This is a genomic window from Pedobacter sp. 05L430 (assembly GCF_056397585.1).
Window position 1 is genome coordinate 1 of record NZ_JBFTNT010000103.1, and the last position, 13,149, is coordinate 13,149.

The 13,149-nt window shown below is 38.7% G+C and carries 17 protein-coding genes; 12 read left to right on the top strand and 5 right to left on the bottom strand.

Annotated elements, in window-relative coordinates; translation table 11 throughout:
• Nucleotides 1-572, bottom strand: a 572-nt coding sequence (locus AC1DG9_RS14645; RefSeq protein ID WP_477634798.1) for an SDR family oxidoreductase, incomplete at its 3' end; no start/stop codon positions are given.
• A gap of 359 nt (nucleotides 573-931) precedes the next feature.
• Here AC1DG9_RS14645 and AC1DG9_RS14650 point away from each other — a divergent pair.
• Both AC1DG9_RS14650 and AC1DG9_RS14655 read left to right on the top strand, forming a co-directional pair.
• Nucleotides 932-1,840, top strand: coding sequence for an alpha/beta fold hydrolase (locus AC1DG9_RS14650; RefSeq protein WP_172660560.1), 909 nt, complete (start codon nucleotides 932-934; stop codon nucleotides 1,838-1,840).
• 115 nt (nucleotides 1,841-1,955) lie between these two features.
• Nucleotides 1,956-2,828, top strand: a complete 873-nt coding sequence (locus AC1DG9_RS14655; RefSeq protein ID WP_337715248.1) for a helix-turn-helix domain-containing protein — start codon at nucleotides 1,956-1,958, stop codon at nucleotides 2,826-2,828.
• A 142-nt stretch (nucleotides 2,829-2,970) separates the two neighbouring features.
• Here AC1DG9_RS14655 and AC1DG9_RS14660 read toward each other — a convergent pair whose 3' ends face one another.
• Nucleotides 2,971-3,597, bottom strand: a complete 627-nt coding sequence (locus AC1DG9_RS14660) for a hypothetical protein (RefSeq protein ID WP_477611741.1) — start codon at nucleotides 3,595-3,597, stop codon at nucleotides 2,971-2,973.
• 132 nt (nucleotides 3,598-3,729) lie between these two features.
• Here AC1DG9_RS14660 and AC1DG9_RS14665 point away from each other — a divergent pair, with 132 nt between their 5' ends.
• The 3 genes from AC1DG9_RS14665 to AC1DG9_RS14675 all read left to right on the top strand — a co-directional run bounded on the left by AC1DG9_RS14665 (nucleotide 3,730) and on the right by AC1DG9_RS14675 (nucleotide 5,417).
• Entirely contained in the window at nucleotides 3,730-4,407 is a 678-nt protein-coding gene (locus AC1DG9_RS14665) for a Crp/Fnr family transcriptional regulator (RefSeq protein ID WP_337715243.1), read from the top strand.
• Nucleotides 4,408-4,499: 92 nt separating this feature from the next.
• Complete coding sequence (locus AC1DG9_RS14670; RefSeq protein ID WP_288880838.1) at nucleotides 4,500-5,012, top strand: hypothetical protein; 513 nt, start codon at nucleotides 4,500-4,502, stop codon at nucleotides 5,010-5,012.
• Between the two features lie 15 nt (nucleotides 5,013-5,027).
• The gene (locus tag AC1DG9_RS14675; protein ID WP_172660557.1) at nucleotides 5,028-5,417 is read left to right on the top strand and encodes a hypothetical protein; all 390 of its coding nucleotides are present in this window, start codon (nucleotides 5,028-5,030) and stop codon (nucleotides 5,415-5,417) included.
• A 335-nt stretch (nucleotides 5,418-5,752) separates the two neighbouring features.
• On the opposite strand, the gene AC1DG9_RS14680 is transcribed toward AC1DG9_RS14675, so the two are convergent.
• Nucleotides 5,753-6,952: a PQQ-dependent sugar dehydrogenase gene (locus tag AC1DG9_RS14680; RefSeq protein ID WP_246269517.1), complete on the bottom strand. Its 1,200-nt coding sequence runs from the start codon at nucleotides 6,950-6,952 to the stop codon at nucleotides 5,753-5,755.
• Between the two features lie 351 nt (nucleotides 6,953-7,303).
• On the opposite strand from AC1DG9_RS14680, the gene rsgA reads away from it, so the two are divergent.
• The gene (rsgA, locus tag AC1DG9_RS14685; RefSeq protein WP_288880843.1) at nucleotides 7,304-8,356 is read left to right on the top strand and encodes a ribosome small subunit-dependent GTPase A; all 1,053 of its coding nucleotides are present in this window, start codon (nucleotides 7,304-7,306) and stop codon (nucleotides 8,354-8,356) included.
• 53 nt (nucleotides 8,357-8,409) lie between these two features.
• Here the strand turns inward: rsgA and AC1DG9_RS14690 are convergent, their stop codons facing one another.
• Nucleotides 8,410-9,054, bottom strand: a complete 645-nt coding sequence (locus AC1DG9_RS14690; protein ID WP_477634799.1) for a dihydrofolate reductase family protein — start codon at nucleotides 9,052-9,054, stop codon at nucleotides 8,410-8,412.
• A gap of 203 nt (nucleotides 9,055-9,257) precedes the next feature.
• On the opposite strand from AC1DG9_RS14690, the gene AC1DG9_RS14695 reads away from it, so the two are divergent.
• From AC1DG9_RS14695 to AC1DG9_RS14720, 6 genes are all read left to right on the top strand, one after another.
• Nucleotides 9,258-9,995 carry a helix-turn-helix transcriptional regulator gene (locus AC1DG9_RS14695; protein ID WP_288880848.1) on the top strand — a complete coding sequence of 246 codons (738 nt, stop codon included), beginning with the start codon at nucleotides 9,258-9,260 and terminating at the stop codon, nucleotides 9,993-9,995.
• Nucleotides 9,996-10,076: 81 nt separating this feature from the next.
• Nucleotides 10,077-10,439: a VOC family protein gene (locus AC1DG9_RS14700; protein ID WP_337715240.1), complete on the top strand. Its 363-nt coding sequence runs from the start codon at nucleotides 10,077-10,079 to the stop codon at nucleotides 10,437-10,439.
• A 122-nt stretch (nucleotides 10,440-10,561) separates the two neighbouring features.
• Complete coding sequence (locus tag AC1DG9_RS14705) at nucleotides 10,562-10,720, top strand: hypothetical protein (RefSeq protein ID WP_161662271.1); 159 nt, start codon at nucleotides 10,562-10,564, stop codon at nucleotides 10,718-10,720.
• 87 nt (nucleotides 10,721-10,807) lie between these two features.
• Nucleotides 10,808-11,266 (top strand): hypothetical protein, encoded by a 459-nt coding sequence (locus AC1DG9_RS14710; protein WP_172660552.1) that lies wholly within the window; start codon nucleotides 10,808-10,810, stop codon nucleotides 11,264-11,266.
• Nucleotides 11,267-11,288: 22 nt separating this feature from the next.
• Nucleotides 11,289-11,897, top strand: coding sequence for a Crp/Fnr family transcriptional regulator (locus AC1DG9_RS14715; RefSeq protein ID WP_337715238.1), 609 nt, complete (start codon nucleotides 11,289-11,291; stop codon nucleotides 11,895-11,897).
• Nucleotides 11,898-11,998: 101 nt separating this feature from the next.
• Entirely contained in the window at nucleotides 11,999-12,649 is a 651-nt protein-coding gene (locus AC1DG9_RS14720; RefSeq protein ID WP_477634800.1) for an NADPH-dependent F420 reductase, read from the top strand.
• Between the two features lie 63 nt (nucleotides 12,650-12,712).
• Here the strand turns inward: AC1DG9_RS14720 and AC1DG9_RS14725 are convergent.
• Nucleotides 12,713-13,149 (bottom strand): VOC family protein (locus tag AC1DG9_RS14725; RefSeq protein ID WP_477634801.1); only part of this gene is annotated, 437 nt, incomplete at its 5' end.

Consider the following 13,149-nt stretch of genomic DNA (forward strand, 5'->3'; position numbering starts at 1 on the left):
GTCATGATCCAGCCCGGAGAAACTGTTAGAATTCGAACTCCTTTTGGGGTAACCTCTTTAGAAAGTCCCTTACTGTAATTGATCAGTCCGGCCTTGGCAGCCGCATAGGGTAGTGTGCTTTCATATAACGGAAGTTTCCCCTGAATGGATGCGATGTGAATAATCACACCGGTTTTTTGTTTAATCATTTGCGGCAAAAATGCCCTGTCTAATCTTACTGGTGCTAAAAGATTGGTCTGCAATGTTTCTTCCCAGTGTTCATCTGTTAAATTAGCGAAACCACCCGCCGGAGTTTCCGAACCACCAAGGTTATTGATCAGGATATCGAGCCCGCCAAACTTTGATAATACCTCTGTTACTACTTTTGCCGCTCCATCGGGACTGCTGAGGTCTGCCGAAATATAATACAGCTTTTCATTGGGCTCTTCAGTCCTGTTTCTTGCGGTGATGATTACATTTGCCCCGGCTGCCAGTAGCCTTTCGGCAATTGCTTTTCCGGTGCCTTTGGTTCCACCTGTTACCATGGCAATCTTGCCGGATAGTTCGCTATTGAAATTAAATTCCTTTTCCATTGTATATTTATTTTATACAAAATTCAGGTATACTACAGTTTCCTACAAGTATGGTATTACGATTCGGATAGCGTAAAATTTATCCCTATGCAATTCGCATTTCCGTAATTGCGATGATTAAATGTACCCTATATATTTACCTTATGTAGTGCGAGGAATGGTTTTGTGCTAGATGGTATGTGGGCTAAAAGTCCAATTGCTTCTTGATGATGATTTAGTATGGGCTCTATAAATCTATACTATGGGAAAAATGTACAAGACTGTTGTCCGTTTGTCCATTTCATGAGGCTGGCATTCTCCCCATCTTTGTAATGTAAACAAACAACAAATATTTCAAACATTAATTTAAAAAAATAGCAATGAAAAATCTAATCTTAACCGCAAGTCTAATCATGACTTTATTAACAAGCCAGTTCGCTTTTTCACAAAGCAAAAGAATCCCAGCTTCAGCCGGAAGGACGGAATATATCGAAGTTGAGCCAGGTGTAAAACTTCACGTAACTGATCTTGGCGAAGGACAACCAATTGTATTGATTCACGGATGGCCACTTAGCGATGAAATGTACCAATATCAATATCAGTATTTGGTAAGGAAGGGTTTCAGGGTGATCGGCATTTCATTGCGTGGTTTCGGTAAATCTGATAAACCTTATGGAAAGTACAATTTCGATGTTTTTTCAGATGACATTTATGCCGTTCTTCATACCTTAAAAATAGAGAAGGCTGTGCTGGGTGGTTTTTCTATGGGCGGAGCAGTTACTATCCACTATGTGAACAAATATAAATCAGCACATGTAAGCAAACTGGCGCTGTTTGCGGCAGCGGCTCCATCTTGGAAGCAACGTGCAGATTACAACTACGGAATATCCGAGGAAGGCGCTGCGGGACTGATTAAACAAACCATGACAAGCAGAGAAGACCTGATAGCAGGATTAGGAGCAGCATTCGCGGCAAAAGGCACTACTCTTCCAAAAAATGTAGATAAATGGTTGGAGAATATCAATCTGTCTGCAAGTCCTTATGTTGTTACTGAATCTATCAGTGCACTTGGTGATCTTGATTTGCGTCCGGTGCTTAAGAACATCACGATCCCTGTAGCCATATTTCAGGGCACAAAAGATCAACTAATTGATTTTACGCTGGCTGAGCAATTAAATAAAGGCTTAAAAAACTCCTATATCGTAAAATTCGAGAACAGCGGGCATGCACTTTTTGTAGAAGAGATGGACAAATTTAACTCGGAGCTTGAGCAGTTTGCGAAAAAATAATAATGAAAGTTGCCTGTTGGTTTAAATACTTGCAGGTAATTTTCGTTTTAACCAATCTTGAAATCATCATCAAGAATGGTAATTTTATTTTTTAATCCATTTGATTAGCCCAATTATGAAACAGAGCATTTTTGATGCGAATCTTAAAACCATCGGCATGGTAAATGTTGATCTAGAAAATATTGAAACCATCAATTCCGACACTTACAAATCCTATATCAAGGTGCTTTATCTTAATGAAGGATTTGAGATAAAAGTGGACTTCAATGTTTACATTACTACTGGTTCAACGCTTTTCTTTATCAGTCCAAATCAGGTACTGAGCATTGAGAAATTGGGTGAGCAACCCGGCCTTTTTGTGTTCTATAACCGCGACTTTTATTGCATACAGTTACATGATGAGGAAGTTGCCTGCGATGGATTCTTGTTCAATAACATTAGCAATATGCCGATGACGGTGATACCCGAGCAGGATGCCACATTTATTGAGTACCTGTTTTCTCGGATCGAGGATGAATTTGAACTCAAGGATGGATCGCTGGAGGAAATGATCAGGACTTATCTTAAGCAGCTTTTGATCAAGTCTACCCGATTATGGAAGGTGCAACACCTAGAAGGAGCGATGGCCGCCAGATCGAACAATGACCTTGAGTTCTTTAGGAAATTTACCCAATTAGTCGAAGTGAACTTTAAGGAAAAGCATAATGTTGCCGACTACGCCGACCTGCTGATGATAGCCCCAAAAACCCTTACCCATAGATTCAAGCGACTTAACCTTCCACAGCCGAACGAAATCATCAAGAACAGGATTATTCTAGAAGCAAAAAGATTACTTGTACATACCGACAGAACTGCAAAGGAGATTGCCTACGCGCTGGGTTATGAAGATCCTGCCTATTTCAGTAGACTATTTTTTATCAAGACCGGTGAACCGCCATCTAGCTTCAGGTCTAAATACCTAAATTTACATGAACCAAAACAGGCTTAATCGTCAATGATCTTGTATGTGATCAACTAAAAATAGAGAGCTCTTACTAGGCGTTGCGGCAGCGTTTTTTCTGTTAATTTTATTGTTAACTGTTTAATGGCATCGGAAGGAGGCAGTTGAATCTGGAGTTCATTATGGTACTTCAATTGAAATTATATCCAAAATGCAATCCCGGCTGCCCGAAGAAGAATTTTGACCATCTATCGTCAACCTTTTTAAACGAATCAGGCATTTTTGATTGATAAGGGCGGTGAGTTATTGCTATTGAAGGTTGAAAAAAAAGCCTGTCCTTGAAAAGTTTAATGTGATAACCAATGGAATAGGTGTTAAATATTTGAAAGCCATTGTCAATCTTATTACCGTTATCATTTACAAAGCTTTGCCAAGCTGGCATCACGTCAACTTGAGCGAAAAGACGATTCCATAAAAACCTTTGATAATTAAGTGAAACCCCGTATTCACGAATATGACCTGGAAACCTTTCTCCTTCTGCTTCAAATGATTTTCCGTAAGGAATGCCAATTGGCCAGCCATATTTCCAAGTTTTTAGCTCTAGTGAAATTACATCCTTTCCTGTAATGCGGTAACCTAAGTTCAGATAAGCCATACCAGGTGGATTATTATCAGCTACTACATTAGCTATCATAAATAAGGTGCTGCCTATGAAATACTTTCTATAAGTGCTGTCTTGTTTGGAATATTGGGCTTTTACTTGTAGGGCGCTTGCCGTCATTAAAGTCAGGGCGAAACATAAAATTTTCTTTTGCATAAGTATATTAGTTTTTAAACGATAAGCAAAGGTAGATTGGCGAGTTGGCATAACTCGTTCACTTAAGTTAAGAAATGAACCTTACTTAGGGTATTTAGTTCTTGAAGATTTAACACTCTCATAGTTTTTTATGTGAAACAATTTTTTACGGCTAATAATAAACCAACAAGAAATATTAAATTTGATACCTATCGCCTAAATATTAGAAATATGCAGTTGAATAATGATAAAATGGATCAAATCCTGTTAAATTTTTTAGCGAGATATGTAATCCTGTCTGAAGAGGAGCAAAATGTTATTTTAGAGTTAGCCATTTTTAAAAGTTTTAGGAAAGGAACAATTTTATTGAAAGAGGGTCAACTCTCAAAGGATGCCTATTTTGTGCTTCAAGGATGCATTAGGTGCTATTATATAGTTGATACTGAAGAAAAGACTACTGCTTTTTATACCGAGTCTGAAACCCTTAACCCCCCAGGCGCATTAAACCATACCCCATCTGAATATTATGTTGATTGTCTTGAGGACTCTATTTTGATTGTAGCGAGTTCAGAAACAGATGAAGAACTTTTTGTAAAATACCCTGTCTTAGAAAAACTGTGTCGTCTTGTTTCCGAAGATTTACACTCAAAAAGTCAAATAGCGTTTGATAATTTTAAGATTTCTACACCAGAACAACGCTATTTGAATTTGCTAGAAATAAGGCCGGATTTGGCTCAAAGAATTCCTCAGTACCATTTAGCGAGTTATTTGGGTATCACTCCGCAATCTTTAAGTAGAATGAGAAAGAGACTGGTTAGAAAAGCCTCTTAAATTTACKACACCAAATCGTTTCTTAACTTAAGGTAACGAGTTTAGGCTTTTATCATTTTTATGTTTGCATAGAACTATTAAAAATGATAAAAATGAAAATTGCTAACATCCTTATCCTGGTATTTTTTACGACCACAACATTGTTCGCCCAAGAGAATGGTGCCTTTAAAAAAGGAAATAAATTACTCAATATCGGTATTGGCGTAAACTCCTCTTATGACGGAGGCATACCTGTCGGTCTTTCTTATGAGCAGGGAATTACAGGTAGTATCAGCATTGGTGCAAATGCAGACTACCTCTCAAATGAATACCTGTCCCTCAAATTTACGGCCATTTACTTTGGCTTAAGAGCGTCTTATCATGTTAATCAATTATTAAAAATTAACAGTAACAAGATAGATTTATACGGAGGGCCAACCCTTGGCTACAGAAGTTTTTCCTGGAAAGACAATGGTGAAGACCTGGGCGATAGTTACGGAAGCGGACTGTTTCTGGGCGCATACGTAGGAGGCAAATACTTCTTCAGCAATAACCTTGGCGCATTCACTGAGCTTGGCGCTATAGGCAGTACCAATGCCAGAATTGGAATAGCACTTAAATTTTAATTAAAAACATACTTTATGAAAAAGTCAATTTTTACACTACTAATGGTAGTGGCAGTTTTTGTTGCCTGCAAGAAGAATTCAGATAAAAAGCCTGATAATAACTCGCGCACAGTGCGTTATGAGATCACAGGAGCTTTTTCGGGACCAACACTGATGGTGTCATATACGACTGCTACAGGTGGTACGGCAAATGATCCGGTCGCATCGCTTCCATGGACAAAAGAAATTACTTACGCTACAAATGTAGCTGCAGCCATTGTCGCAATATCAGGAAATGGAGGAGTAGCCGGTCAAAAAGTAACAATTGTAGTCAAGAGAGGAGGCAGTCAGGTAGGAGTACCAATTGATGCAGTGGCTGATGCTTCAGGAAGTTTCTCTAAATCYGCTCCGGCTATAGTTTTTTAAATTTCTTTTAGAGACTTTACAGATCCTACGATAGATTTAGTAAATAAATTCGATAAACGTCATTAGAAGGTTATTAGGAAGTTTCAAAACGGTTTGGTTATAAGGTTTCCCCATCTGAAAATATGATAAACGGCACGGGGGTATGAACTTATAAAGTCTTATCCATACAAGAAAATCCAGAGTCTCGGAAAAAAATAAATAAATATTGGAGTAAAAGTGCTGGGATAATAATAAAACGCCTGTAAATCAATATTTACAGGCATTTTAGTTAAATGTCACCCAGGTTAACCTCAGGTACCCCTGGTGAAATTTTCGTATGACTGATGTTGATACAATTATTGCTTAGCTAGCTTGTATAATTTACCACTGTCCGTTGCTGCATAAATAGCACCATCTTTACCGGTGGCTATGCAGCGCCAGCGTTCATTTTTATCGGAAAGCAAACGTTCTTCACCCACAACTTTGTTGTTTTTTATCACCAAACGAATGATGTGTTGTCCACTGAGTGCCCCTACAAATAGGTTATTTTTCCACTCAGCGATGTTACCAGTGTAAAACATCATGCAGCCTGGCGAGATAACGGGATCCCAATAGTAAACTGGCTGTACCGTACCTTCTTTTTGTTGTATACCATCATAGACCTTTTCACCACTGTATTCAATGCCGTAAGTTACGTAAGGCCAGCCGTAGTTGCCGCCTGGTTTAATTAAGTTAATCTCGTCGCCACCACGTGGTCCAAATTCTGTCTCCCATAGGTCACCATTAACGGGGTTAATGGACAAACCATCTGGGTTACGAAAGCCATAGGCATATATCTCTGGCTTGGCATTCGCCTGGCCTATAAACGGGTTACTGGCAACAGGTTTGCCGTCTTTAGTAATATGGATAATTTTACCGGTGGTTGCGCTTAGGTCCTGCGCCTTAGCGCGAATATCATTAGATTGACGGTCACCAGAGCTGATGAAAATATTGCCTTGTTTATCAAACACCAAACGTGAACCAAACTGACCGGCACCTTTAAAACGCGGACTGGCTTCAAATATCACGCTCACGTTTTCCAGCTTTGTTTCATCGGCCGATAATTTTCCTTTAGCTACGGCTAAGGTAGCCCCCTCGCCCGGTTGCGCATAGGTCCAGTAAATCATGCGGTTTTTAGTAAAATCAGGATCAATGTTCACATCAAGCAAACCACCTTGTCCCTGAAATTGCACTTCCGGGAAACCGGTAATGGTTTTATCAATTTTACCGGCAGTTGTCAATATTTGCATAGTCCCCGGCTTACTGCTTATCAGTAAACGGCCGTCGGGTAAAGCATGCATGCCCCAGGGGCCCTTTAGCTCAGTGCTTATGACTTTTGCGGTATACGGAGTTTTGGTTTTAACGCTGCCGATACGGGTTTGCCCTGCGAAAGCAGGTTTATACTCGCTATTAGCCTTGTTTTTTTCAACCGGCTTACCGGTTTGTGCCATGCTGGATGCATTTAACGATAGAAGGGCAACGCCCAGGGTTAATGGTTTATAAATTTTCGAAAACATAATGCAATTTGGATTAATGTCAGGTAAGTTACAACCTTATGAGCTTAATGTTTGAATACARCGTGTTTTTTACACTAGTCACAACAGAGGGGGCTTGAAATCATAAAATTTTTAGTTTTACAATTAGAATTAAGGCATTGAATTAGTTTTTTGTACCTTCGTGTCTTATGCAAAGACAACTATTCACATATTATAGTTTAGCGATTGGAATGACTGCCTGATTCCGGGTGTCTTGTTTCTAAAATTGCATGTTTGGTAGTTTCTGTATTACCAAAGGTGTTTTGTATGGGGCAAAGCATTCGGATGATAGATAATTAAGCAATTTTATTTCATCATTTTAAATTATAAGTAGTGAATAACTTATCATTATATGGTTGGAACGACAGTCTGTTCCAACTCAAACAAACATCACAATACAAACATCTTTTTCATGGTCGTGTTTCTGCAGTAAACAAAACAAATTATGAGGTTATTACCGAAGGTGGTCTGCTGTTGTGCGAACTAACCGGCAATTTGCTTTATGGAAGGTCATTATTTGAACTTCCGTGTACAGGCGATTGGATTATTTTTCAACCTTTTGACGATAATAAAGGAATAATCGTTGATGTTTTACCGCGTAAACATACGCTGTTTCGGAAAAAGAGTGGTACAATATCCGACAGGCAAGCTATCGCATCCCATGTTGATAAGGCATTTATTGTACAAAGCCTTGATGCCAATTTCAGTGTTCGCCGAACGGAGCGTTTTATGGTTCAGGTATTAGAAGAAAATATTCAACCAGTATTGATACTCACTAAATCTGACTTGGAGTTTAGTCGCCATCAAGTAGATGAGTCGCTGAAACATATTGCCCGGCAAATACCAATATTTTTCACAAGTATTCTTTCTCCCGAGACAATACTCCCTGTGCGAAAATTTATCAGGCAAGGAGAATCGATTGTATTTGTAGGATCATCAGGGGTTGGGAAAAGTTCTTTAATCAATGTATTATGTGAACGGACAGTACTTCCCACATCTGAAATAAGCAAATCTTCAGGTAAAGGTCGGCATACCTCAACTAGAAGAGAAATGGTTCTGATGGATGATAGTGGTATTCTAATAGATACGCCGGGCGTAAGAGAATTTGGTTTAGCGTCAGATAATCCTGAGGCACTCGCAGATATATTCGATATTTCTGATTTCGCGGAATCCTGTCGTTTTGAGAACTGTACGCACGTCGATGAACCTGGCTGTGCAGTTGTTGAAGCTGTAAACAACGGTCTTTTAAAATTTGAAGTGTACAACAGTTACCTCAAATTGCGAAAAGAATCTTGGTATTTTTCTACTTCTGAACATGAAAAACGCAAAAGAGATAAATATTTTGCTAGAGTTTCAGATGAAGCTAAGAGAATAAAAAAACGTTGATCGTCCTATTATTCAGTACAGGTGTTCCATCTAATAATGGAGCACCTGTCTGGCTATCCTTTCTTTATAATAATGTGTGTCGCGTTCTCTCCAGCCACTTTTTGCACTTGATTATAGCCCAGCGCTGCCATATCCATTCCTGAGAATAAGTGTTCCCCTGAACCTAAGAAGACAKGTGAAATTGCTAAATGAAGTTCATCAATATGGCCCGCTTGCAGATATTGCCTTATCGTTGAAACCCCACCACCAATACGAATGTCTTTTCCGTTCGCTACTTTTTTTGCCTCTTTCAACGCAGATTCGATGCCATCGGTAATAAAATAAAACGTTGTTCCTCCTTTCATGGTCACTGGTTTTCTAGCATGATGCGTTAAAACAAATACTGGAACATGGTAAGGTGGTTCCTCGCCCCACCAACCCTTCCATTCATCATCTGGCCATGCTCCACGAACGGGTCCGAACATATTCCGCCCCAGTATCCAAGCTCCCATGTTCTCGAATGACTTCTCTACGAATTCATTATCTGTGCCTTCAGTTCCGTCATTTTTACCTCCCATCTTCCGAAACACTTTTGTTGGAAAAATCCAGTTGTGAAGTTCCTCACCTCTTAGTCCCAAAGGATTAGTTAGATCTTGTTTGGCGCCTGCACCAAATCCATCCAGGGAAATAGAAAAACATGCAACTTTTACTTTACTCATATTTAGATTCATTTTCAATTGGTTTTTAAGGTCTTGAGTTAATTTATATGCCTGCCGATCTCTTTTTATAATACAAATTTCGCTAGAAAAATTAATTTTTGGTGGTGTCTATACGACTAAATAAGGGCAGAATGCGACAAGTGTTCCTATGGATACTAATTTTTTTAAGATATTTTCTCCAAATTTGATTAATMAATTAAGTGATGAACTATAAGGAAACTAAGCCCCATCCGGCAATAGCTGATTATATTGATGCGTTTTGGACTACAACAAACGACGAAAGAAGCGCGGTGTTCGAAAAGATCTTACCTGATGGGTGTGTTGATATCATCTTAAATCTGGGCGAGGATTGTAAGACTGACAATGGACAATTCAATATTAAAAATGGAGAAATCTGTTTGGTGGGGACTATGAGACATTTCAAAATGACTGAGCTGAAAACGGAAACAAAACTTTTAGGAGTACGCTTCAAACCTTCTGCCTTTTCTGCTTTCTATAAATTCGGCTCGCTGCACGAGGCAACCGACAGTACTATAACACTTGACAAAGAACTTTCGCCCGACTTCAATCGGGTTATAACGGAATCTATTGGATATCTTAATCAGTTTTTTATTAAAAAGCTTAAACCACATCCAGCACCTATACTGATGCCTGTTATAGCTGACATTAAAAAACAGAAAGGCATCATCAGTGTGGTTGAATTGACAAATCGGCATTTTACTACTGTAAGACAGCTGGAACGTCATTTCAAGCAGCATGTGGGGATCAGTCCAAAAGAATTTATTAATATAACCCGCTTTCAGTTTGTGCACGCAGCTATCCAGAAAAAATCATCAAAGAAAAGCATGTCGGAGATTGCTTTTGAACACGGTTATTACGATCATGCACATTTGGCCAATGCTATAAAGAGTTACACGGGCGTTACACCTAACGAACTATAAAATTTGTCGCATTTTTCCAAAGTATGGATCAGTATTGTCAACTACATTTGCATCTATAATCTAAAGAAATCTACAGACATTATGGGCAATAGATCAGTACAGAACAAACTTAAGCATGAACAAATCCAATACATAGAGTTTCTCTCTAAAGATATTCAACTTGTTAAAAGGTTTTATACAGAATGTTTCAATTGGACTTTTACCGACTTTGGTGCCAATTACACCGCTTTTGAAGGCGATTATATTGATGGTGGCTTTACTTCGGGCAGGCCTGTAAAAGGAAGCATATTAGTTATCCTTTATTCAAAGGATATTGAAACGACCAGAGAAAAAATTATTAAGGCCGGCGGTATAATATCACAAGATATTTTCAGTTTCCCAGGCGGTAGACGTTTTCAATTTATTGATCCGGATGGTAATGAGTTGGCAGTTTGGTCTGAATAAACGAAATATTAGAATACTAACTCATTAAATTTCCTCGATAATAGTACATTTGTGAGTACTAAGAAAAACTTCCCATATGGGAAGTTTTTCTATTTTAATTTGTATAGAGAACTGTAGAGATTATGACTGAAACAGAATACCTGGAGTTTTGTAAAAACCAAATTACAGGCCCATTAAAGGAAGAAGATATTATTACCATGCTAACCGCATGGGGTGCCATTAATTATTCACTTGGTTATAAAAATGCCTTACTTGATCATGATATTGAAGCTAATGAGTAGCGTGATGGTTTATGAGGATTAAATTAATATTGTAGCGTTTCGGCTAATGTATTCGTAAACTCTAATACAAACCAGAAACTTTTGATTATGAAAAACCCTACATCCGCAATTTCAGTATTACTTTTATTTTCCCTTAGCTTTTTCTCTTGTAAAAAAGACAGGAATGTAAATCCCGAAAATCTTATTAAGGGAAACTGGGAGGAAATGGACCTGAACGGATTGAAGCGATCTCTCAATTTTACCAAAGACAATAGCTTTTTTCTTAATATTGTCCTTAATGATGGAAGTAGCAGTCAGTTCATCGGATCTTACCAGATCCAAGGCGACAGATTAAAGATAACTACTACCGAAAAGCTGGAGCAGGAACAAGGAAAACCAGTTCAACGAACCCCTACGAATTACACACTCTACGAAAATGCCACCTTTAGTATTACTGGCGACATCCTTAAACTGAATTACACTAGCTACCCTGCCGACGCGCCGGTTAATACGCCCGCAAAATTCCGCAGACTGATCACGATTGATGAAGGTGGATTGACACCATAGGCTTACTAGACTGGAAAATCCGATGAAAGAAAACATTTTGTACACCTCCGTAGCTCCATTACTTGAATACTTTAATCGGTTAATCCCTTTAAGCAGAGAAGAAAAACAACTTGTAGCTGAACTATTTAAACCTCGGTTATACAGAAAAAGACAGTACGTTTTACAGGAGGGGGATGTTTGCTCTATTTTTAACTTTGTAGTACGGGGGTGTTTGCGGATGTATAAAATTGACGATAAAGGAAATACTCACATTATACAGTTTGCGACAGAAAATTGGTGGCTAATGGATATTGGTAGTTTCCATGGAAAAGAACCGTCAGAACTTAATATAGACGCAATTGAGGATACAATGGTACTTCATATAAGTTATAATGACCTCATCAACTTATATACAAAGGGGCCAAAATTCAATCTGATATTCAGAGTGCTGATCGAAAACAGCTTTGTTTCACTGCAAAAGCGACTATTACAAAACATCAGTTCTACTGCCGAAGAACGTTATCTGTCGTTTATGCAAGATTATTCCCACTTAAATAATCGCCTACCTCAGGTGCAAATCGCATCATTTATAGGGATTACTCCTGAATTTTTAAGCAGACTCCGTAACAAGCTTGTAAAGCCAAAATCTTAAACCAGATCAATACTATTTCTTGATGCAGTTCATTGGCATGTGAGCTCTTTCTGATGCAATTTTGTGTTATCAATTTAATATAAACTTTAAAAGAAATAACAATGACAAATACATCAAAAGTAGCCGTAATCGGCTTAGGAAACATTGGCCAGGCAGTTGCTGCCAACCTTTCAAAAGCAAACAAAGCTTTCATTGTAGCCGACAGAAATGTAGAGAAAGCAGAAGAATTAGCTGCTAAATTAGGTAAGTCTGCTGTGCCAAGTGATATTGCATCGGCTGTAAAAGACGCCAATATTGTGGTTTTGGCTATTCCATTTGGCGCGATTAAGCCATTTATCTCAGAATATTCAGGTGACCTGGAAGGCAAAATCATTGTTGATCCATCCAATCCTATTGCGCCAGATGGAAACGGTGGGTTTAATAAAATCATTGATCAGAACCAATCTGCCGGCGAAATTAATGCAATAGCGCTACCTAAAAATGCAAAATTGGCGAAAGCGTTAGGAACATTGGGTGCTGCTTCGCTTAGCGGAGCCGCTTATCAATCTCCAGAAAAATCAGTATTGTTTTATGCAACAGATGATACAAACATCGATGCTGATGTAGAAGAATTAATTAAAGACAATGGATTTGATCCGGTTCGGGTAGGGGCAATCAATCAGTCAATTCGTATCGAGGTATTCGGTGATCTTCACGAATTCGGTGCATTGRGAAAAACTGTTACGGCATCGGAGGCAAAAGCCAAAATCTAATCTTGAACTACCCACATCTGGTCCTTAGTATGCCAGATGTGGATAGTTAGATAATTAGATAAATTACCCCTTTGCGGCGTCTTCCAAATCTTTGATAATGATCTTGGTCATCTTCATCATAACTTGCATTACGCGTTGGGCCTTTTCTACATCTTTATCTTGTAATAATTCCCCTAGTATAGCAGGCGATACCTGCCACGACAAACCAAATTTATCTTTTAACCATCCACACTGCGATGTTTCACCACCTCCAGCTACAAGGCTTTTCCAGTAGTAGTCAATTTCTTCCTGTGTATTGGCCTCAATAGAAAAAGAGACTGACTCGTTAAATTTGAACTGTGGACCTCCATTTAATAGTATAAACTGTTGATCTTCTATTTCCATATCGACAGCCAGTATTTCACCGCCAAAACCAGGTGCGTCTTTTGGATAATAGCTGGCATTAAGTACTTTTGAGTTTTTAAATACTGAGGTGTAAAAGTCAATTGCCTCTTTAACAT